General features: G+C 58.0%; 16 protein-coding genes and 1 tRNA gene. 9 read left to right on the forward strand and 8 right to left on the reverse strand.

Annotation, left to right across the window (positions count from 1 at the left end; translation table 11 throughout):
• Window positions 1-5 precede the first annotated feature (5 nt).
• The 4 genes from ACXAH8_RS10785 to ACXAH8_RS10800 all read right to left on the reverse strand — a co-directional run bounded on the left by ACXAH8_RS10785 (window position 6) and on the right by ACXAH8_RS10800 (window position 4,247).
• Window positions 6-836 carry a carbohydrate ABC transporter permease gene (locus tag ACXAH8_RS10785; RefSeq protein ID WP_068333782.1) on the reverse strand — a complete coding sequence of 277 codons (831 nt, stop codon included), beginning with the start codon at window positions 834-836 and terminating at the stop codon, window positions 6-8.
• 12 nt (window positions 837-848) lie between these two features.
• Entirely contained in the window at window positions 849-1,715 is an 867-nt protein-coding gene (locus ACXAH8_RS10790; protein ID WP_170375757.1) for a carbohydrate ABC transporter permease, read from the reverse strand.
• A gap of 107 nt (window positions 1,716-1,822) precedes the next feature.
• On the reverse strand, window positions 1,823-3,127 hold the full coding sequence (locus ACXAH8_RS10795; RefSeq protein ID WP_475218259.1) for an ABC transporter substrate-binding protein: 1,305 nt from the start codon (window positions 3,125-3,127) through the stop codon (window positions 1,823-1,825).
• 94 nt (window positions 3,128-3,221) lie between these two features.
• Window positions 3,222-4,247, reverse strand: coding sequence for a LacI family DNA-binding transcriptional regulator (locus ACXAH8_RS10800; protein WP_475218261.1), 1,026 nt, complete (start codon window positions 4,245-4,247; stop codon window positions 3,222-3,224).
• Window positions 4,248-4,408: 161 nt separating this feature from the next.
• On the opposite strand from ACXAH8_RS10800, the gene ACXAH8_RS10805 reads away from it, so the two are divergent.
• On the forward strand, window positions 4,409-4,879 hold the full coding sequence (locus ACXAH8_RS10805) for a hypothetical protein (RefSeq protein ID WP_475218264.1): 471 nt from the start codon (window positions 4,409-4,411) through the stop codon (window positions 4,877-4,879).
• 281 nt (window positions 4,880-5,160) lie between these two features.
• Entirely contained in the window at window positions 5,161-5,571 is a 411-nt protein-coding gene (locus ACXAH8_RS10810) for a Rap1a/Tai family immunity protein (protein WP_475218266.1), read from the forward strand.
• Window positions 5,572-6,438: 867 nt separating this feature from the next.
• On the opposite strand, the gene ACXAH8_RS10815 is transcribed toward ACXAH8_RS10810, so the two are convergent.
• Complete coding sequence (locus ACXAH8_RS10815) at window positions 6,439-7,080, reverse strand: NADPH-dependent F420 reductase (protein WP_475218268.1); 642 nt, start codon at window positions 7,078-7,080, stop codon at window positions 6,439-6,441.
• 172 nt (window positions 7,081-7,252) lie between these two features.
• Between ACXAH8_RS10815 and ACXAH8_RS10820 the strand changes: the two genes are divergently transcribed.
• The 4 genes from ACXAH8_RS10820 (at window position 7,253) to ACXAH8_RS10835 (ending at window position 13,280) form a co-directional block, all read left to right on the forward strand.
• Window positions 7,253-10,543, forward strand: a complete 3,291-nt coding sequence (locus tag ACXAH8_RS10820; protein ID WP_475218270.1) for an adenylate/guanylate cyclase domain-containing protein — start codon at window positions 7,253-7,255, stop codon at window positions 10,541-10,543.
• 102 nt (window positions 10,544-10,645) lie between these two features.
• Window positions 10,646-10,942 (forward strand): hypothetical protein, encoded by a 297-nt coding sequence (locus tag ACXAH8_RS10825; protein WP_419739375.1) that lies wholly within the window; start codon window positions 10,646-10,648, stop codon window positions 10,940-10,942.
• 20 nt (window positions 10,943-10,962) lie between these two features.
• On the forward strand, window positions 10,963-12,171 hold the full coding sequence (locus tag ACXAH8_RS10830; protein ID WP_475218272.1) for a YcaO-like family protein: 1,209 nt from the start codon (window positions 10,963-10,965) through the stop codon (window positions 12,169-12,171).
• The gene (locus ACXAH8_RS10835; protein ID WP_475218275.1) at window positions 12,168-13,280 is read left to right on the forward strand and encodes a TfuA-like protein; all 1,113 of its coding nucleotides are present in this window, start codon (window positions 12,168-12,170) and stop codon (window positions 13,278-13,280) included. Before ACXAH8_RS10830 ends, ACXAH8_RS10835 begins: the two co-directional genes overlap by 4 nt.
• Here ACXAH8_RS10835 and rnr read toward each other — a convergent pair.
• Complete coding sequence (gene rnr, locus ACXAH8_RS10840) at window positions 13,277-15,535, reverse strand: ribonuclease R (protein ID WP_475218277.1); 2,259 nt, start codon at window positions 15,533-15,535, stop codon at window positions 13,277-13,279. The two genes, ACXAH8_RS10835 and rnr, sit on opposite strands and share 4 nt — an antisense overlap.
• Window positions 15,536-15,597: 62 nt before the next feature.
• Window positions 15,598-16,737 carry a succinyl-diaminopimelate desuccinylase gene (gene dapE, locus ACXAH8_RS10845; RefSeq protein WP_475218279.1) on the reverse strand — a complete coding sequence of 380 codons (1,140 nt, stop codon included), beginning with the start codon at window positions 16,735-16,737 and terminating at the stop codon, window positions 15,598-15,600.
• Window positions 16,738-16,945: 208 nt separating this feature from the next.
• Here dapE and ACXAH8_RS10850 point away from each other — a divergent pair, with 208 nt between their 5' ends.
• The gene (locus ACXAH8_RS10850) at window positions 16,946-18,004 is read left to right on the forward strand and encodes a transporter substrate-binding domain-containing protein (RefSeq protein ID WP_475218281.1); all 1,059 of its coding nucleotides are present in this window, start codon (window positions 16,946-16,948) and stop codon (window positions 18,002-18,004) included.
• Between the two features lie 80 nt (window positions 18,005-18,084).
• Here ACXAH8_RS10850 and ACXAH8_RS10855 read toward each other — a convergent pair.
• Window positions 18,085-18,169, reverse strand: a tRNA-Leu gene (locus tag ACXAH8_RS10855).
• A 416-nt stretch (window positions 18,170-18,585) separates the two neighbouring features.
• Here ACXAH8_RS10855 and ACXAH8_RS10860 point away from each other — a divergent pair.
• The gene (locus tag ACXAH8_RS10860; RefSeq protein WP_170459901.1) at window positions 18,586-19,008 is read left to right on the forward strand and encodes a hypothetical protein; all 423 of its coding nucleotides are present in this window, start codon (window positions 18,586-18,588) and stop codon (window positions 19,006-19,008) included.
• Window positions 19,009-19,010: 2 nt separating this feature from the next.
• Window positions 19,011-21,023 (forward strand): dynamin family protein, encoded by a 2,013-nt coding sequence (locus ACXAH8_RS10865; RefSeq protein WP_475218283.1) that lies wholly within the window; start codon window positions 19,011-19,013, stop codon window positions 21,021-21,023.
• Window positions 21,024-21,027 lie beyond the last annotated feature (4 nt).

The raw sequence follows: 21,027 nt of genomic DNA on the forward strand, positions 1-21,027 counted from the left end.
GTTCCTTATTTCACAGCGCCGAAGGTCAGGCCGCGGACAAGTTGTTTCTGGCTGAACCAGCCAAGGATCAGGATTGGCGCAATCGCCATGGTCGAGGCCGCGCTGAGCTTGGCAAAGAACAGACCTTCTGGGCTGGAATAGCTGGCGATGAACGCCGTTAGCGGAGCAGCGTCGACAGCGGTTAGGTTGAGGGTCCAGAACGCCTCGTTCCACGCCAAGATGAAGTTCAACAAAACGGTCGAGGCGATACCGGGGATGGCCATGGGGGTGAGGACGTAGAGGATTTCCTCTTTCAACGTTGCCCCGTCCATCCGTGCGGCTTCCAGGATCTCACCGGGAATTTCGCGGAAATAGGTGTAGAGCATCCAGACAATGATCGGCAGGTTGATGAGCATCAGCACGACGACCAAACCGCCGCGCGTATCCAGCAGACCCAGCCGGATGAACAGCAGATAGATCGGGTAGAGAACACCGACCGCAGGCAGCATCTTGGTGGACAGCATCCAAAGCAGAATGTCCTTGGTGCGCTTGGACGGAACGAATGCCATCGCCCATGCAGCGGGGACGGCGATGATGACGCCCAGAATGGTCGAGCCCCCGGCTATGATGACCGAATTCCACAGGAACCGCATGTAGTCCGAGCGTTCCTGCACGATGGCGTAGTTTTCCAACGTCCAGTTGAAGTTCAGGAACAGCGGCGGGCTGGCGATCGCCTGCGCCTCGGTCTTGAAGCTGGTCAGGATGGTCCAGAGGATCGGGAAAAAGATCAGCAAACCAACGGCCCAGGCGAGGGCGGTATTTAGCGATTTGCGGCGGGTTGTGACAGCGCGGGCCATGGTCCTACCTCCTCACGCGTCCAGGTTCTTGCCGACGATGCGCATCAGGAAGATCGCAACAATGTTGGCTAGGATGATTGCGTAGACACCTCCGGCTGATCCGAGGCCAACATTCTGGCTCTCCAGCACACGCTGGAAGATCAGGTAGGTGAGTGTACGGGTGCCGAATGCGCCGCCGGTGGTCACGAAAATCTCGGCGAAGATCGACAAAAGAAAGATTGTCTGGATCAGGATCACGATGGTGATCGCGCGGCTCAGATGCGGCAGGATGATGTGGTAGAAGCGCTTTAGGACTGGCGCGCCGTCCATCTCGGCGGCTTCCAACTGCTCACTATCCAGCGACTGGATTGCTGTCAGCAGGATGAGCGTCGCAAAGGGCAGCCACTGCCATGAGACGATCATGATGATCGAGGTCATAGACGCCTCGGACAGCCACGAGATCGGCTCGGCCCCGAAAAAGCGCCACAGATGGGCCAACAGGCCGTTTACCGGATCCATAAACATGTTCTTCCAGACCAGCGCAGACACGGTGGGCATGACGAAGAAGGGCGCGATCACGAGGATGCGGACAACCCCTTGGCCCCACATCGGTTGGTCCAGGAGCATCGCCAGAAGGATACCCAGGATAACGGTGATGACCAGAACCCCTCCGACGATCACAAGCGTTGCCTGAACCGCGGGCCAGAAGGAGCTGGACGATACGAACCGGACGTAGTTGTCGAAGCCGACCCAGCCCAGATCACCGCCACGCAGGGGAAGATATTTCTTGAAGGAAAAATACAGCGTCATCGTCAGGGGCACGAGCATCCAGCCAAGTAGCAGGACCACTGCGGGTGCCATCATCAGGCGCGCGACGGATCGGGAATGTTGAGTAGCCATTACGCAAACCCTCTCTGTTCAGGCGTAGCTTAGCCTGCGAGAAAAATGTGGGTTGTGGAAGGGGTGAGCGGGGGGCAGCTTTCTGCCCGCCCGCGTGGGAGGATGCCTCAGTACCCTGCGGCTTCCATTTCTTCGGCGGTGAAGGCCTGTGCTTTGGCCAGCGCTTCATCCACCGTTTGCTGTCCGGCATAGACTGCCGAGAATTCCTGGCTCACCTGAGTGGCAATGCCTGCGAATTCTGGGATCGCAACAAACTGGATTCCAACATAGGGCGTCGGTTGCGCACAGCAGTTATCCGGATCGGCCGCAAGGATCGAATCCAGCGTTTTCTGGGCGAACGGAACCTTCTGGTATTCCGGGTTTTCATAGAGCGACGTCCGCGCACCCGGGGGCACATTGGCCCAACCTTCATTCTCGGCTACCAGTTCGATATATTCCTTGGACGTGGCCCATTCGATGAATTGCTTGGCCGCGTCTTCCTGTTGCGTGCCAGCCGGAACGGCCAGCGCCCAGGCCCAGAGCCAGTTGGCGCGCTTGTCGACACCTTCTGAATTTGGCGCCAACGCAAAGCCGACCTGATCTGCGACAGTCGAGTCGTCGGGGTTGGTTACAAAGGATGCCGCAACGGTGGCGTCGATCCACATACCGCACTTGCCTTGCTGGAACAGCGACAGGTTCTCGTTGAAGCCGTTTGTGGCATATCCTGCCGGGCCGGATTCATTCATCATGTCGACGAAGAATGTCAGAGCTTCTTTCCACTCGGGCTGATCGAACTGGGGCTTCCAGTCCTCATCAAACCAACGCGCGCCAAACGAGTTCCCGGTGACGGTAATGAAGGCGCCCCCTTCACCCCATCCGGCCTTGCCGCGCAGGCAGATACCGTTGATGTCGTTGTCGCGATCGGTCATGGCTGCCGCAGCTTCGCGGATGAACTGCCATGTCGGAGCGTCGGGCATCTCAAGACCGACCTGTTCCATCAGGTCGGTGCGATACATCACCATCGAGCTTTCGCCGTAGAACGGTGCCGCATACAGTGTGCCGTCATTGCTGAGGCCGTTACGCATGGCGGGTAGAATATCGTCAACGTCATATTCGGCGGACATGCCATCGAGCGGCACCAGCCAGCCATTTGCGCCCCAAATCGGGGTCTCGTACATACCAATGGTCATGATGTCGAACTGACCACCTTTGGTGGTGATGTCAGTGGTCACGCGCTGGCGCAGTACGTTTTCTTCCAGCGTCACCCACTCGACGTCAATGCCGGTCGCTTCGGTGAATTTGTCGGTGTAGCCCTGCATCCGGATCATGTCGCCGTTGTTTACTGTGGCGATCGTGATGGATTGTGCGTGGGCCGCGGCCGTCGCGACGAACGTCAAAGCTGTCGCCGCACGAAGTGCGTGTTTCAAGTACATCCCTGTCCTCCCTGAGCTTGGATGCTGTGCAGAAAGACTAGTTCAAGATTTGTCGCGGCGTCAATAAAAACTTTACGCGCGTTAATTTTTGACGTTATGCAGATTCCCTGAGAACCAATCGTGCCGGGAAGAGGGTTTCTGTCCGCTTCTCAAATTTCCCTCCGTTTTCAATGAGTTCGAAAAGCGTTTCGACACTTCGGGCCGCCACATTGTCATAGTCATGCGCCGCGGTTGTCAGTGAGGGGCATGTGAACTTTGCAAAGGGATGATCGTCGTTCGAGGCCACACGCAGCATACAATCGGCTTTCCGCCCGACGCGAATCCCCTGCTCAAAACACGCCGCCAGAAAGCCGATCGCCAATCGGTCATTGCTGCACAAAACCGAATCCGTGCGTAACTTGCGTTCATCCAAAACCTTGAGCGCACCCTGTCGACCAATCTCCTCAAAGGCCCAGCCAGCGCCTTCGATTTTGATCACATGCGGTTCAAAACCCAGGCGCTCCATCACCTCGACATAGGCCTTGCGCCGCTTGTTGGCATTAGGGTTTGCAGGTGTCCGCATTTCGAAGAACGAGGGCGGCTCGCCCGTGCGGGTCATGTATTCCACGGTCTGAGAAACAAAGCTGAAATTGTCGGACCCGATAAACGCCGCGCCCAAACCGTCGAGGTTACTGTCGAACAGAACCGTCGGCACACTGGCGCAGAATTTCTCGATCGCTGACTTGTCAGAGATACGCCCCAAAGGCGCCAACAAGACACCCGCAGGTTTCAGGGATTGCAAACCGTCCAGAATTTCGTTTTCCAGCTTTTGTTCCCCGTGAGCGCTGAAAAGGAAAGGCCGATACCCGGCTGCGATACAGCTCTGTTCGAGATACCGAGCGATTTCGGCAAAGAACGGATCAGCCAGATAGGGCACGACGATGCCGATATTCTTGGTCAGCTTCCGGTTCTGGTTCACTGCATAGATATTCGGGCGATAGTCAAACCGCTCCAGCGCCTCTTCGATGCGCGCCCTCGTCGTTGGGCGAACGCTATCGGGGTCGTGGAAGTATTTGGACACCGTGGGCCGCGATATTCCGCTGAGCGCCGCGAACTCTTCCATATTCTTGATTTTGGTCATGCCAGTCTGCCTGCGGATCACAGCCGCTTTGATCTTATCTTACTTTTACATATTCTTTGCGCGCGCTAAAAAGATCAATAGCCAGTCAAGTTCCGTGTATTTCTGCAGGCGCCGGGTTTGAATGTATCTCGGGATTGATACCAGGACATCGGCGGTTAAGCTTGTTTGATCGAATTTTCGCGACGTCCTCAATGGGGATTACAACGTCTTCGCAACACCCCGGCTGGTCAGAGCAGCACCCAAACCTTTGGTGGAAGGCGACGCTTGATGCGTTGAACCAGCTTTCAGGGCTAATCGCGCTATCAGTGCGGTCGAATGACCTTGTTTCAGTCATTTTCTTTGGGCACGTGGGTCGGTTTTCTACCATCGTAGATAAACGCGTTTCATACGCATTCGATCTGCTTGAATGTTTGCAGGAATTGGAACTCAGGGCTTTTTCACCTAAGTCGCCCCGCCTGACATTTCATTTCGATGAAATTGGCGACGAACTGAAGATATACATGGCGAAGGACCGCAGTGAATTTCGGCAGAGAGCCCATACTGGAAGTGCTGTTGTCCAGTATTTCGCCGACGCAGAAAATTTCCGCCACCCCACCAGCCGCGTTTTAGGCAAAAAAACAGCCATTGATTAAGAGTGCAGCGAATTTTAGGCGCTAACGTCCGGGTTGCAGAACAAGTTGCCTGATGTTGACGCGACCAAATTCACTGCTGCGTTGCTACGCCGAATAGACCGAAGCAATGCTGCACATTTCCCAAGCGCAGACGCTAAAAGACGTCAAAGTTCCACGAATATGATCTGCGTCAAAGCGGAAATGCCGAGATTATGTTAAACATCTACAACTCGGGATCGAACATGAGGTCTCCGAGAAATGCCGCTACTTCTGGCAAATGCTTGAAAGTAAGGAGGCGTGAAATGACAGCCAGAATTCTAAACTCAGCCGCAGCGGTGCTTTTGTCGAGCATTGTTTCGCAAGCCACTGCCGAAATGGATGGCCGTACGCTTGTTGATATCTGCACTGACGGGGATGCGCTGCAACTGGGCTATTGTATGGGGTATATGGCCGGATATCGCGAAGGAAGAGACACGACTTGGCACACTGTCCGAGCAGCAAAAGGTTTGGGAAGCGAGCCAATTGAGAACACAAAAGAGTTTACTGATCCTCTTCGCTCCGGCAGGTGTGTTTTTCCCAGAATTCCGAACCACCAAATGCGTGAAATCGTGGTGAACTATATCTCGGATCACCCCGAGACATGGGAGGAGAGTGCTGGTTCAGCAATCTCAAAAAGCCTTTGGAGCGCGTTTCCCTGTGAAGAAAATATGTAGCCGTTTTAAAGGCCAACGTGGTCAGCGTCGTGCAGAAGCACATAGCTCATACGTTTAGCGCAAGCCAAACCGACAAACTCACTTCGACCCGCAGTCGCGAATATCCAATTACTGCAAAGAGGTCCTCAGGCGCTTGCCGGAGTGCTTTGCGCGATTCTCCAAGACTTCTCGGAGATTGAGAAAATAGATTTGTCTGCCCTGGCCGAAAGTCAGCCGGACGTCAATGACAGCAGAGAATTGTCATCAAACGGTTGTGCCGATGATCCGAATACCCGTCAGCGACTGTATATTCCGCAACTAAGACGCCCGACACAAATGCAGTGAACGACCAGTTTCGAGTTAAGCCAATTTGGCAGCTTTCGATTACAGCTGCTACAGGCCGGATTGTCCGCATAGCTGACGACTGTCCAGAAGGCTCCACCGTATATTCCTGGGTCAGGACAGCTTGCCGTTTTGGCCCAATATTGCGCGATGGACTGTTCTGATATTTTCTAATAAACCTCGCATCGAGAGGTGCGGCTGACAGGCTGGTCAAAGGTGTCAAACACTAGACACCCAAGCAGTATTCGGTCGATGAAAAGATCACGATTGTTTTGACCGATCTCGGTGGACAGATGAGCATCGTCGCTCTGTGCTGCCGCGACGGTATTTACGAAAGCCTGTATTCCTTCTGATCGAAAGAGCTTCACGAAGCTGGGAAGAACCGTATGGCGGGCGACACAATCCAACAGGCGACCACGTCGGAGGCTAAGGAACGGCGATCCGAAGCCCCTGCCCTGATGCGCGGTGGTGGCCGCTTTTGGTAACAATCCTCTGAAACAGGCAGAGCCTCCGAGCCTGCCTGCTTCACCGGGTATTCAAGCGGTACTATGCGTCTGAGCGCAGGATGACAGGCGTGATCCGGGTGCCTTCGCCCTGAACATAGGCCATCTGAATGATCAACTCGGCCAGAGGTTCCAGATAACGTGCACTCAGCATCGCTCCGCTGTCGACCGGGTCATAATTGATGGCACGCACCAACTCGGCCACCGTTTCTTTTGCCCCAGCATCGTCCCCGGCAAGGAACACCTGAGGGCGGATGCCGCCATAAGTCGGATCCGAGTCAACGACATCCGCGAAGATCGCGTTGAAGGCCTTTACGACCGGAACGCCCGGCAGCTTCGACTGGCAAACCTCACCTGCGGATGTGGTATGCCCCAGGGTCAGAGCCATGTAGTCATCGGTCAGGGGGTTGGTGCAGTCGACCACCACCTTGCCTTCCAGCGATCCCAGAGTCTCCAATGTATCGTCCAGCGCCGTGAACGGGACGGCGATGAACACAACCTCGGCGTGTTGAACCAGATCGGTTGCAAAGCCACCTTTTAGACCATGTCGGTCCGCAGCCTCGGCCCCCCGCTCGGCATCCCGCGAGCCGATGTGAACCACATGTTCCGTTGCAGAAAACCGGCGCGCAAGCGCGTTGGCGACATTGCCGGTTCCGACGATAAGCAAATTTCTTGAGTTGGGCACGACGACGTTCTTCCCCTTGATAATGTTGCGATTCCGAGGATAGTGGAATCGGTATCATGATGATAATTGTTTTTTGCGCTCTCTTTCAGATTGCAGCGCTTCATGCGGGCGGTTGGTGTGTTTCAGTCGTGCCGTAAGTGCCCGTTGGCAGGGTGAATGGTGAAACAACACGATGGCAATTGATCTCGACGATTGGCTGCGCGCGCTTGGAATGGAGCGCTACATCTCGGCGTTTCATGATCATGATGTGGACGGCAGCCTGCTTCCGACGATTACTGCGGAAGACCTCAGGGATATGGGGATCGCATCGGTTGGCCATCGCCGTCAGTTGCTGAACGCGATTGCCTTGCTGCGCAGCGGGCAGGCGTCGGACCTGGCAAAAGGCCCTTTTGCGGAAAAGGCGGATCGTAGCCACTCGGTCGCGCCGCAACAGCGACGGCAGCTGTCAGTGGTGTTTACGGATCTTGTCGGCTCGACCCAACTGTCCGAACAATTAGATGCCGAAGAGCTTTCGACCCTGTTGACCAGCTACAAAAGTGCCGTGACCGAGATTGTCGAGGAATATGGCGGCTTTGTCGCGCAGTATTTGGGCGATGGCGTTCTGGCTTATTTTGGCTGGCCGCAGGCCTATGATCATGACGCCGAACGGGCGATCCGATCGGGGCTGAGCATCGCCGACTCGATGCATTTTCTGGGCCGGCCACATGGGGTTAAGCTGAATTGCCGCATTGGCATCGCAACGGGCAATGTCGTTGTCGGGGACCTGATCCGCAACTCATACATCGAAGAAGATCAGGCTGTCGGGCGCGCGCCCAACCTGGCTGCCCGAATTCAGTTGATGGCGAAACCGGGCACCTTGGCGATCTCGGATGAAACCAAGAAAATTGTCGAAGGCAAATTCGATCTAACCGATCTGGGAAATCACAAATTGAAAGGCTTCCGGGGTGAGGTGCGTATCTGGCGCGTCGAAGGCGCAACGGACGGCCCTACCCCCGATTTCAAGCGTCGGTCAAAAGAAAAACTGCCGATCATCAACCGCAAGGTTGAACTGGGCCAGTTGGACAAGGCTTGGGAGCGGGTCGAGCAGGGCGTTCCTCGGTCGACGCTGATATCTGGTGAGCCGGGGATTGGCAAGTCTCGACTGGTGGAAGAGTTCGTATCGCATGTTCTTGAGGCCGAGGGCGACGTTCTGCGCTTTCAATGCTCGCCCTTCCATACCAATGACGCCTTGTATCCGATACTGAACCAAATCTGGTCTATGGTTTTGAGCGGGGGGCAGCTTTCGGCCGGGGACACAGCCCATCGGTTGGAACAAATTTTTTCGGCCACAACCCTGGACCCGGGCAAGACAGCTTCATTGGCGGATGCCTTGATGCAGTTTCGCGAACACGGGCGCGACACCACGCTACCGCTTGATGCGTTGGGCCGGAAGGAGATGACGTTTCAGGCGCTGATTGCTCTGTTCGAATGGTATGTGCGCGACAAGAAAGTGCTGGTTGTCTTCGAGGACCTTCACTGGATCGACCCGACCACAAAAGAGCTTTTGGGACGGCTGCTTGAAACGTTCAAAGATGAGCAGGTCATGGTGCTGCTGACCTGCAGGCCCGCGTTTCAAACCGCGTGGGAGGTCAACACCCGCATCGAGCTGACCCGGCTGTCCAACGAGGAAATCGGTGAGATTGCGGCACATGTCTACGATCTGAAACCGGTGCCGATGCCGGTGCTGGAATTGATCGCGGATCGGTCCGACGGGGTGCCGCTTTTTGCCGAGGAGCTTTCCAAGTCGTTCATTGAAACCGGGGTCTTTGACCGAACCGATGGGGGCGGCACCTCGATTGATGAGACGGCGGTACCGACCACGCTGAACGAGTTGTTGGTCGCCCGCCTTGATCGTCACCCTGAATCCCGCCGGATACTGCAGACGGCTGCGGCCATTGGTCGGGATTTTTCCTTCGACGTTCTGTCTGCCGTGATTGATGAATCCGATCATGCGCTGTCGGCTCATTTAAACACGTTGGTATCGGCGCAGATTATTGTTCCCGCCCCGGCTGCGGCTCGCAGATACTCATTCCGTCACGCCCTGATGCGCGATGCAGCGTATGAGACCATGCTGCGATCCGTGCGTGCAATGGTGCATGCGCGTATTGCGGCTGTACTTGGTGCGCGGTTTCGCAAAATCACGCCCGCCCATGTTCTGGGCAGCCATTGGGGTTTGTCCGGCAACCATGCGGAAGCAACACGGTGCTTCCAGCAAGCGGCGGAGCAGGCAAGTTCGCGCTACGCGAATACAGAGGCCACGGCCTATTTCAAATCCGCGTTGAACCATCTGGAACAGGTCACCCTTTCGGACGGGTTACACCCCGGCACACTGCCGGAACGTGCCGATCTGCTGGAACAGCTTGGCACCGTCTTGACCTTGGTTCACGACCTTGACGGCGCGGTTGCGGCTTATCGTGAGGCCGTAGGGATGGTTCAAGACAACCCGCGGAAAACTGCTCGGTTACACCGTCTGACCGGCAATGCCTTGCAACAGGATCGCGCGGGATCACTGGCCGAACTTGCCGCCGCCGAGGCCGCGCTGGATCAAACCGCGTGGCGGGACGACGCCGAGCTGCTGCGGGAGTGGATCGACATCCAGCTTAATACGCTAAACGTTCACTACTGGAGTGGGGACGGCGAAGCGATGTCTCAACTGGCGGCCGGACTGGCGCAGGATGTGGGCAGCATGACCGCCGAACAACGCGCCGAGTATTTCGATCAACTGGTGCTGCGTGACTTAAGAATGTCGCGTTATGATCCGACCGAGGACACGATTGAAACCGCATCGAACTATGTGTCTGCGGCTGAGGAAACTGGTAACCTCGCCATAGTTGCCTCGGCCATGTTTATCCTTGGGTTTGTCAATTTGCACTGCATCCGCCTGCCTCAGGCACAAGAGGCTATGAGCGCTGGTCTGAAGGCCGCGCGCCAATCCGGTCACCGCAAGATCGAGTTGCGCTGCATGACTTATCTGTCCCTCGTCTACCGGCGCATGCACAACCCATCAGAGGCCACGCACCTGTCTCATGAAAGCATTGCGCTGGCGCGGGAACTCCAAATGCATGAATACATCGCATTGGCAACCGCCAACCTGTCGTGGGAGGCTTGGCAGCGCAGCGCAGACAGCACCGCTTGCAAGCTGGCCCGCGACGCGATGGTTCAGTTTGAGAAGACCTCGATCGCTTATCCGTTTGAATGGTCTGCGCTGTTGCCTTTGATCGCATCCAGCCAGACGCAGAAAGACCTTTCCGAGGTGCCAAAGCTATGCGCGCGCCTTCTGAACAGTAGCCAGCAGAACCTGCCCGAGACGCTGCGCAATGTCGTGGCAGATATCGCCACCCTGACTGGTACGGATGACGTGCCCCTGATCAAAAGACGCATTGCCGCGTTGATCGACGCTGCACGCTATTCTGGGTTCCTCTAACACGGCCCATTGGCCCAAGACTGCCCCAGCCCGAAGGAAAGCTTGCGGCACCGGGTTCGATTTGCTGTAGTGAACGTGCCTGTATTGAGTGGAGGAGACATAATGTCCGAAAGCGATATTGAGAACTTTAGACACGACCTGATTATTGCAAGCGATGATGGCACAGTGTTGCATATCCCGCGTGAGGTCTGGGACAACAAAGCCTATCAGGTTGATCCTGAGAAGTACCAGAACGACAAGGGCTGGGCCTTGGTGCGAGAGCTTCTGGAATGTGGTGTGAACCTTGCCACCATCCCGCCCAAAGACTTCCTGCCGCCTGACAAGTTCGAACCCGAAGGCACCTGCTATCTGGTCAATATCGACGGGCTGAAACAGAGGCACAAATTCACACGCAGCTAGGATCAGCCCCGCTGAAAGACATGGGGCAAGAGGGGGAAGACCAGCACCGAGCGCCTGCCCACGCGGTTCCGTCCGTACAGGTTCTGGACCGCGTCTTGCCCCATATGAAACGCCTTGGCGTCACCCGGCTGGCTGATCTGACTGGCCTGGATTGCATCGGCATACCCGTCTACGCCGCGCATCGTCCGAATGCGCGGTCTCTGGCCTTGACGCAAGGCAAAGGCGCGACCGTCGAGGATGCAAAGGTTTCGGCCTTGATGGAGGCGGTCGAGCTCAGCTGCGCCGAAACTCCGGTTTTGCCCTTGCGTCTGGCAAGCGCCGATGACTTGGCGAAGACGGAAAAAGTGATTGATCTTGAGCGTCTGCCTCGGATTTCAGGTCACCCCATTTCGCGCGGCAAACCCGTGCTTTGGGCCGAGGGAAAGGCGCTCTCAGATGATCATTCGGTCTGGGTCCCCTTTGAACTAGTCCACATGGATTACACGCTACCCCTGCAGCCCGGATTGGGGTGTTTTCTGATGTCGTCGACCGGCCTCGCCTCGGGCAGCAGCGTTGATGAGGCTACCTGTCAGGCTCTGGCCGAAACGCTGGAGCGTGATGCGGTGACTTTGTGGAAGCTCAACCCAAGCAACATGGCGTCCTGCCGGGTCGATCTGCACTCCGTCACAGACCCGACTTGCAAAGCGCTTCTTGACAGGTTCGACGCCGCAGGCGTGGCTTGCGCGATCTGGGACGTGACCTCGGACCTTGGAATTCCCGCATTCTTTGCAACAATCATCGACCGTCAGGATGACACGAGACGTGGCTTGCAGGCGGCCTCGGGGGCAGGGTGCCACCCTGCGCGGGGCATCGCCTTGTCTCGTGCCCTGACCGAAGCGGCGCAAAGTCGGCTGACCCTCATCTCAGGCGCGCGGGATGATCGCACGCGCGACTATTATGAAGCACGGCGTAATGCGGAAACGCTCTGGTCGCAGCGCGCCGAGATCGTTGAGGCGGACACGCCACACCGGTTCGATCGAGTGCCGTTTCATCAGGTCCGCTCCCCTCGTGATAGCCTTGACTGCATGCGGGCCGCGCTAGAACGGGCCGGGCTTGAGGTGCCGGTTGCCGTTGATCTTTCGGTTCCCGACCTGCCCGCAACGGTCATGCGGGTCATTGCGCCGGGGCTTGAAGGTACATCCTACGCGCCCGGATACCGCCCCGGAGCGCGCGCGCGGAAGGTGTCATGAGCCAAGGTGACATCGTCCTCTTTGCCGGTCCTTCCCTGCCGCGCCGGTGTGACGTGGAAGACCGGTTGCCGATCCGGCGTCTTGGGCCTGCGGCGCAGGGCGATCTGCTGAAGGCAGCGCTTGCTCGCCCGCGTGCCATCATCCTGCTGGATGGCTATTTCGAGGCCTTGCCCGCCGTCTACCACAAGGAAATCCTGTGGGCCTTGTCCGAAGGCATCCCCGTCTATGGTGCCGCCTCGATCGGTGCTCTGCGCGCGTGTGAGCTTGGCAGTTTTGGCATGATCGGGGTCGGTGAGATCTTTGAAGCGTTCGCCCAATTCCGGCTTGAGGCGGACGATGAGGTCGCCCTGATCCATGCGCCTGAAGAGGTTGGTTTTGCCAATCTTTCCGAGCCACTGGTGAACATCCGCTGGACTCTAGAAGCCGCTGTCGCCGCGCAGGTTGTTGAGCGGCAGTTGGCGGATGCCCTTGTCGCAGCCGCCCGTCGCAGGTTCTATCCTGATCGCAGCTTTGACAGCCTCCTGGAAGACTGTGCAGCTTTGGACCCGGCCGCCGCGGAACGCCTGAAGCTATGGCTCCCTGAGGGTCGAATTGATCAGAAAAACCGGGATGCTCAGGCCTGTTTGCTGCGTGCCGAGAGCGACTGGCAGAACGACACGCTAACCGTCGCTCCAGCGTTCGAGTTCCGGCATACGGACGCGTTCGAAACCCTTCTGACGGGTGTGCTGTCTTACAACCCAATTAACGATCCCGAGGTTCTAATACGATGCAAGACCGCCTCCGGTGATCGGTTCGACGCGCTGCGCCTTGCCGCTGAGATCGACGCGTTGGCTCTTGCGCTGGACCAGCGCTCCGGGCAACCCGTTCCGGGCGAAGACCTTGTGCGTGCAGTATCAGAGTTTCGGCAGCAGCACGGCCTGCTTGATCAGCAGGCGCTGCAGCATTGGCTGAGGCGAAACGGCGTGGATATCGACGCCCTATCCCGCAAGTTGGAGGAAAGCGCGCGGATCGCCCGCGCGCGGCAACAGATTGAGCCCCACCTGAACGACCGCATGCGAGACTTGCTCGTGTTTGCGCAGGGATCATCAAAACCTGCGGACAAAGGCTAGCGCTGGCGTCTTTTCCGTTCGACCTTACGCTTGATCTTGTCCTTCTTGCGCTTGGTGTTGACCGCCTTGCGTCTGGTTGCGCGTCCCTTCGGCCCGCGTCCTCGTGGCAGGGCCTGATCGTCGATGGAGAGCAACTCCAACTCCAAGCCTCCCGTAACCGGCGTCGCCTCGGTTAGACGCACGGTGACACGTTGGCCTATCGCTATGATCAGACCGGTATCCGAGCCCATCAGGGTTCCCGCTTCGCGGTCGAAATGGAAGAACTCACGCCCCAGCGATCGGACCGGCACCAGTCCATCAGCGCCGGTCTCGTCCATTTTCACGAAGGCCCCGAAGCGCGCGATGCCGCTGATGCGACCCGTGAACTCATTGCCCACACGTTCGCTGAGATAGGCCGCCAGATAGCGGTCGGTCGTGTCGCGTTCAGCCATCATCGAGCGTCGCTCGGTGTCCGAGATATGCGTTGCGGTTTCGTCCAGCCGCATGATTTCATCCTCGGTCAGACCGTCATCACCCCAACCATGGCCCGAGATCAGCGCGCGGTGGACGATCAGGTCGGCATAGCGACGAATAGGCGAGGTGAAATGTGCATAGTTCCGTAGGGCCAACCCAAAATGACCAAAGTTTTCGGGGTTGTAGTAGGCCTGCGCCATAGACCGCAGGGTCGTCAGGTTGATCAGCTCCGCATCCTCGGTGCCAGCCGCCGCGTTCAGCAGGGCGTTCAGGTGACGGGTTTGCAGAACCTGCCCCTTGGCAAGGTTCAGGCCGGCAGCTTGGGCCGTTTCGCGCAAGCTCTCAAGCTTTTCGGGCGCGGGTTCCTCGTGGACGCGGAACAGCAAGGGGCGACGTTTCGCAATCAGCGTTTCAGCCGCCGAGACATTGGCGAGTATCATGAACTCTTCGATCAGCTTATGCGCGTCCAAGCGGTCGCGGAAGGCGACGCTGGTCACCTCTCCCGTCTCGGACAGAACGATCTTGCGTTCCGGTAGGTCCAGCTCCAGCGGTTGCCGCGCCGCACGCGCGGTTTTCAGTGCAGAATAGGCGGCGTAGAGCGGTTTCAGAACCGTCTCCAACAGCGGTCCCGTGCGGTCATTGGGGGAGCCGTCGATGGCCTTCTGCACCTCAGCATAGTGCAGCGACGCGGCCGAGCGCATCAAACCTCGCACGAAGCGATGGCCGATCTTGTTGCCCTCGGCGTCGATTTGCATCCGCACAGCGATGCAGGCCCGCGGGACGCCTTCGTGCAGGGAACACAGATCACCGGACAGGCGATCCGGCAGCATCGGCACGACGCGATCCGGGAAATAGCTGGAGTTGCCGCGTTTGCGTGCCTCGCGGTCCAGCGCGGTGCCGGGCTGTACATAGGCGGCGACATCGGCAATTGCGACCCAGATCACATGACCACCGGGGTTCTTGCGGTCGTCATCGGCATGGGCAAAGCAGGCGTCATCATGGTCGCGCGCATCCGAGGGGTCGATGGTCAGCAGCGGCATGTCCCGCAAGTCTTCTCGACCCTTCAGACCAACGGGCTTGGCCTTGTCAGCTTCGGCGGTGACCTTGTCGGGAAAATCGTCGGGGATGCCATGTTGATGGATCGCGATCAGCGACACAGCCTTTGGCGCGGACGGGTCGCCCAAACGTTCGACAATACGGGCGCGGGGCAGGCCCATGCGGGATTTGGGTCCGGCCTGTTCGGCCTCGACCAGCTCACCATCTTTCGCCCCATGCACCGCACCTTCGGGCACTTGCCATTCGGTCTGGCTGGCTTTGTCGATGGGCACGATCCGCCCGCCCTCGGCCCCTTTGCGGAACAGGCCCACAATTTTGCGCGGATTGGTCCCGATACGGCGGATCAGGCGGGCCTCGTAATTGTGGTCTTCTTCCTGCACCACGGTCAGACGGGCCAGAATCCGGTCGCCTTCGCCCAAGGCAGGGTCGCTGGCGCGAGTGATCAGCAGAACAATCGGCTCAACCCCTTCCCCATGCCATTCCAATGGCCGCGCGAACAGGTCGCCATCCTCATTGGGGGCCTTCACCTGCAGCACGCTGACCGGAGGCAGACGGTCCGGGTCGCGATAGCTGCGCTTGCGCTTTTCCAGATGTCCTTCGGCCTCAAGCTCCTTGAGGGTGCGTTTCAGATCAATCCGATCCGCGCCCTTGATGCCAAAGGCCTTGGCGATATCGCGTTTCGAGGTCAGGGTGGGGTTCGCCGAGATCCAATCCAGGACCTCTTGCTTGGTGGGGATGCGAGTCATGGGTTTGGCCTAGCACGGCGGTGCGACGGCGTCATGACTAAAATCGCAGCCCCCTGAGCCTGTCAGGCGAAGTAGTCTTTCAGGATGCGGGTGTAGATCGCCTTGAGTTGCTCGATCTGAGCCACCTCGACGCATTCGTCCACCTGATGCATGGTCCGTCCGACCAACCCGAACTCGACTACCGGGCAGTGGTTCTTGACAAACCGCGCGTCGGACGTTCCGCCCGTGGTCGATAGCTCGGGCGTGATGCCGGTCTCGGCTTTGACGGCGCTAGACACCAGATCGGACAGCGCCCCCGGAGGGGTCAGAAAGCTTTCGCCCGAGATCTTGATCCGGGTCTCAACCTCGACGCCGAAATGTTGCGCCACCTGATCGGCCTCCTGCAGCAACCAATCGCTAAGGGCAGCCCCGGAATGCAGGTCGTTGAAGCGGATATTCACCGCGCCACTGCATTGCGCCGGGATCACGTTGGTCGCGGCATTGCCGGTGTCGATTGTCACAACGGCCAGCGTAGAGGCATCGAAGTGATCGCTGCCCTGATCCAACTTGTGACTGGCGAGCCGATGCATCAGCTGCGCCATCGCCGGCAGAGGGTTCTTCGCCCGATGCGGATAGGCCGAATGTCCCTGCAACCCGGTCGCCGTAAACCACGCAGTCATTGAGCCGCGACGACCGATCTTGATCATCTCGCCCATATGGTTGGGACAGGTCGGCTCGCCTACCAGACAGACCGACATCCGCTCATCCGATTGATCCATATAGTCCAGCAGGGCCGTCGTGCCGTCCAGCGCATCGCCTTCCTCATCCCCGGTAATGGTCAGGATGATGGCCCCGTCGGGTGGCGTATCGCGCACGAAATCAATAGCTGCGGCGGCAAAGGCCGCGACTCCGGATTTCATATCGGTTGTGCCGCGTCCGAACATGACGCCGTCATGCACCTCGGCCCCAAAGGGGTGCCTGGTCCATGCGGCCTCATCGCCCACCGGAACAACGTCGGTGTGGCCGTTGAAGCCAAAACTGCGCGGATGCCCCTTGACCCCCCAACGAGCGAACAGGTTGCAGATGCCGCCGCGATCCACCCGCGTGCAGTCAAACCCCGCTTCTGACAGCAGATTTTCCAGCAAGACCAAAGCCCCCCCTTCAACGGGTGTGACCGATGGGCAACGGATCAAATCCGCTGTCAATTGAACTGCGTCCGTCATTTCGGGCCTCGGGGTTGGGTTTTCGTTCAGGTTCCCGCACAGATTCAACGAATTGGCCGGATTGCCAACCCTAATCCGCCAGATTCCCCAGGTAATTCCCACAATGTGTCGAGTTGAGACGCCAATAAAACATGGTGCTTTACCCTGCGGTGACCTTGCTGTTTTGACCTCAATCGCGCTACAGGGCGGCGAAACAGGTAATTTGACCATGAAACGCGCCTTTTACGCATTGATCAGCCTGACTTTCGCCGTTCTCGCACAGCAAAGCCTGGCCCAAACCTTGAACGTCACCACGGTGACCCGCCCACCGTTTTCCTATGTCGAGGACGGTGCCGAGGCTGGTTTTTCCATGGATCTGCTAGCAGCGCTCGCCGAGTCGCTGGAGTGGGAGTATTCCGTCACACGGGTCGAGGCCTTCGGTGACATGCTGGCGGCTGTTCAGGATGGAACGGCGGATCTGGCGATCGCAAATATCTCGATCACTGCGCTGCGCGAGACGCAGATGGATTTCAGCCAGCCGATCTTCGAGGCCGGGTTGCAGATCATGGTGCCCTCGGATTCGGCACGCAAGCCGTCGCTGCTGCAGGCGCTGCTGTCGGCCGAGCTGTTCTTTGCCATCGGCTTGGCCTTTGCCATCCTTCTTGGGGGTGGCATGCTGATGTGGGGGTTCGAACGTCGCGCGCAGCCCTATTTCGACCGAAAATTGAACGAGGCTTGGTTTCCATCCTTCTGGTGGGCGCTGAATCTGGTCGTCAATGGCGGTTTTGAAGAGAGGATGCCCCGCACGCCCTTTGGCCGGATCTTGGGCGTCATACTGGTGGTGTCGTCCTTGTTCATCGTCTCGGTCTTCACCGCCCGGATCACCAGTGTGATGACGGTGGATGCGATCACCGGAAATGTGAACTCGGTCAATGATCTTTACGGCAAAAATGTCGGCACGATCGAGGGATCGACGGCTGCCAGTTTCCTCAACCGGCGCGAGATCGAATTCGTGGCTTATCCGGGGCTTGATGAAATGTTGGAGGCTTTCAAGGCAGAAGACCTGAACGCCGTTGTGTTCGACGCCCCAGTCCTGTCCTATTTCGCTGCCCATGAGGGTCGTCGGATCGCCACGATGACCGGAGGGATCTTCCTGCGCGAAAACTACGGCATAGCCTTCCCGACGGGATCACCCTTGGTGGAAGAGGTCAATCAGGCGCTGCTGGCTTTGCGCGAAGACGGCACCTATGACGAGATTTACCGCAAATGGTTCGGGTCGCGAAACTAAGAAGCTTGCCTCTGGTTTCGAAAGCACAGCTAGCTCAGCGGACCAGCTGAAACGCTAAAATTATCGCCTATTGATCTCAGTGGTGCGGGTGGAGGGACTTGAACCCCCACGCCTTGCGGCGCCAGAACCTAAATCTGGTGCGTCTACCAATTTCGCCACACCCGCAACCGGACGCTTACGCGTCGAACTGGAGCGCTGGATAGCAAAGCTTTTCCGCCAGCGCGAGGGGTAAAATCCACCCAATGGCAAGTTTTTGCACTTGAACAAAACGCCATTGCGATTCGCTGGTATTTGCCAAGCGCTGCGGTATAGTCCGCCAACGTTGCCAATTTGCAGGCTATGCGGTTCGTCGCGAGATAGATGTTTTTGAAGGAGAACCCCGTACACGTAGGGGTTGAGGCATTCTTATGAATCGTGCGCCTTAATGGCGCCACATTTGAAACGCCAAAATATCTTATTCGCGTCAAAATAACACCGCCTTGAACGGGCTTCTTGGTCGCGTAGGAGTTAATGAGTCTTTTCTGCCACTTAGGCACCCTTACGAGTTTTTTTGCTCAACTCCAGTCTCGAGGTTCTTTGCTGTGACCGATCCGAACAACTCCGCTGCCCACGAGCAGGATGCCGTCATCTTTGCACGTGAGAGTTTTCTGGGTGAACTCAAAACCCTGAACCGTGACTACCCCAATACCGGCTTTGGAATTTCACTGCGCACCCATTCGGGTCAGCACTATCTGCTGGCAAACGCGCGGATGCCGCTGCCCGCCAGCAAGTCTGACGGCTTTCCGACCGGGCGTCGTGTGGCCTGCCTAGAAAACGGCGACCGCTTCAGCTCGATCGAGGTTCTGGCAGATTCCGAAGGCTATGAAACCATCACACCGCGGGCTGAGGCTGAGATTCTGGGCAACGCCCTGAACCTAATCGCCCGTATCGACACCCTGACCGGGATTCCAGCTCAAGGCGCGGATCACGCGCATCGGATCGCGGCAACAGGAACCGGAGGCTGAACATGGCGCGCAATGACCACCTTTTGTCTGTGGGCAACGAAGCTCTGATGCCGATGACGTCGGCGATGACGTCGTTGACATCGCAGATCGACCAACTGACAGAGGTGGCGGATGCGCGCTCCTCGGCGCGTCTGGCGACGCTCAAGACGCGGATGGAGAACTTCACCGCCAGCGTGACGATGGTGGGGCAGGTCAAAGCAGGCAAGTCCTCGATCGTTAACATTCTGGCAGGCCGTCCTGCGCTGCTGCCTTCTGACGTCAACCCGTGGACCTCAGTGGTCACGACGCTGAACATCAACACGCGTCCGCCAGGCGACACCAAGTCCAAGTTCACTTTCTTCGAGCAGGAAGAATGGGACAACCTGATGGTGGGCGGCGGTCGTCTGGGTGAGCTGGCCAACCGCGCCGGTGCGGATGACGAAATGGACGATATCCGCCGCCAGATCGGTGAGATGAAAGTCAAATCAGAAGAGCGCCTTGGCAAGCATTTCGACCTGATCCTAGGCCAAAGCCATCAGTACGACTATTTCGACGAAGAGCTGATCCAGCGCTACGTTTGTCTGGGCGATGAGGACGATCCGGATATCGACCCCAAGACCGGGCGGTTCGCCGATGTAACCAAATCGGCCGAGCTTTACATGGACATCCCGCAATACCCGATTGCGCTGAAGCTCTGCGATACACCCGGTGTGAACGATACCTTCATGGTGCGCGAGCAGATCACGCTGCGCAGCCTGCGCGGGTCCGAGGTTTGTGTTGTCGTGCTGGCCGCAAGTCAGGCGCTGACCACGATGGATATGGCGCTGATGCGGATCATCGCTCAGTTCGAAAACCGTCAGATCGTCCTGTTCGTGAACCGTATTGATGAGTTGGCTGATCCGGTGAACCAAGTGCCCGAAATCCGCGACCGGATTCAGGACACGCTGAAACAGAACAATATCGACGCCAACACAAGTGTCGTGTTCGGCAGCGCCCTTTGGGCCGAGGCCGCCTTGACAGGCAACCCAGATATTCTGACCGAGGAATCGCGCGAGACCCTGAACACTTTCTACCTTGCTGCAGGGTTCGGGGATCAGGCGCCGTCGCTCGACAAGATTTGGGCGCTTTCGGGCCTGCCCGATCTGCTACTGGCAATGAACGAACGCATCGCCGAAGGGGCAGGGGCCAGATTGCTGGACCGCGTGCGCCACCGGGCGCGTAACATTGCCAGCCAGATTCGCGCCACCGCTGTCGCAAAGACCCTTTCTGGGGGTGAGGGCGTCGTCCGCGATCTTGACGGCGCGTCGCCTGAAGATGCGATTGCCGCTGTTTCCGCCGAGTATGACAAAAAGGCCGCTGACCTGACCGCCAAGCTGCGCGACAAGGTGCTGGAGCGTTTGAACTCGGCCGAGACGAGCTTTGTCAAACGGGCCACGGACTCTCTGATTTCGCATCTGGAACAGAATGGTGAACAGGGTACGTGGCAGTATGATCCTGCAGGTCTGCGGACGCTGCAAAAAGCGGCCTATTTCAGCTTTGCCCGTTCGATGCGCAAGGAAGCTGGCGCGCTTTATTCTGCAGCTGCGGCGGATGTCGAGGCGCTCTATCAGAAACTGCTTGGCAATCATCTGGGTGAGTTCAACATCGAAGCCCCGATCGTGCCCCGTGTACCGCCTCCGCTGGGGATTGGCCGCACCATCGCACTGGACCTGCAAAGCACGTGGTGGCGGCGCTGGTGGCAGCGGCGCAAAGGGTTCGAAGCTTATGCATCCGACTACACCCGTCTGATCGCGTCCGAGGCGAACTCGATCACCAAGGATATCGAAGAAAATCAGGTCGCCGCCGTGCTTGAAAACGTGCGGGCCGTCCTGACTGACTTCCTGCGCGAGCAGAAGGAAACCCTGCTGAATATCTCGGCTACGGCCGAGAAGGATGCAGGGCAGAATCCGGCGCTGATGGCGGGTCTGCAATTGCAGAAATCCCGTGACGAGATTCTGGGCAGCATCCTCAAAGACCTAAGCAACGAAGCGGCGTAAGTAG

This window comes from Ruegeria sp. ABV3_008 (assembly GCF_056161185.1).

Bases quoted from the DNA above. Each gene is read 5' to 3' on its own strand.
- ACXAH8_RS10865 (WP_475218283.1), top strand. From the start codon at position 19,011: ATGGCGCGCAATGACCACCTTTTGTCTGTGGGCAACGAAGCTCTGATG.
- ACXAH8_RS10795 (WP_475218259.1), bottom strand. From the start codon at position 3,127: ATGTACTTGAAACACGCACTTCGTGCGGCGACAGCTTTGACGTTCGTC.
- ACXAH8_RS10790 (WP_170375757.1), bottom strand. From the start codon at position 1,715: ATGGCTACTCAACATTCCCGATCCGTCGCGCGCCTGATGATGGCACCC.
- ACXAH8_RS10810 (WP_475218266.1), top strand. From the start codon at position 5,161: ATGACAGCCAGAATTCTAAACTCAGCCGCAGCGGTGCTTTTGTCGAGC.
- dapE (WP_475218279.1), bottom strand. From the start codon at position 16,737: ATGACGGACGCAGTTCAATTGACAGCGGATTTGATCCGTTGCCCATCG.
- ACXAH8_RS10835 (WP_475218275.1), top strand. From the start codon at position 12,168: ATGAGCCAAGGTGACATCGTCCTCTTTGCCGGTCCTTCCCTGCCGCGC.
- ACXAH8_RS10850 (WP_475218281.1), top strand. From the start codon at position 16,946: ATGAAACGCGCCTTTTACGCATTGATCAGCCTGACTTTCGCCGTTCTC.
- rnr (WP_475218277.1), bottom strand. From the start codon at position 15,535: ATGACTCGCATCCCCACCAAGCAAGAGGTCCTGGATTGGATCTCGGCG.
- ACXAH8_RS10825 (WP_419739375.1), top strand. From the start codon at position 10,646: ATGTCCGAAAGCGATATTGAGAACTTTAGACACGACCTGATTATTGCA.
- ACXAH8_RS10785 (WP_068333782.1), bottom strand. From the start codon at position 836: ATGGCCCGCGCTGTCACAACCCGCCGCAAATCGCTAAATACCGCCCTC.
- ACXAH8_RS10800 (WP_475218261.1), bottom strand. From the start codon at position 4,247: ATGACCAAAATCAAGAATATGGAAGAGTTCGCGGCGCTCAGCGGAATA.
- ACXAH8_RS10830 (WP_475218272.1), top strand. From the start codon at position 10,963: ATGGGGCAAGAGGGGGAAGACCAGCACCGAGCGCCTGCCCACGCGGTT.
- ACXAH8_RS10820 (WP_475218270.1), top strand. From the start codon at position 7,253: ATGGCAATTGATCTCGACGATTGGCTGCGCGCGCTTGGAATGGAGCGC.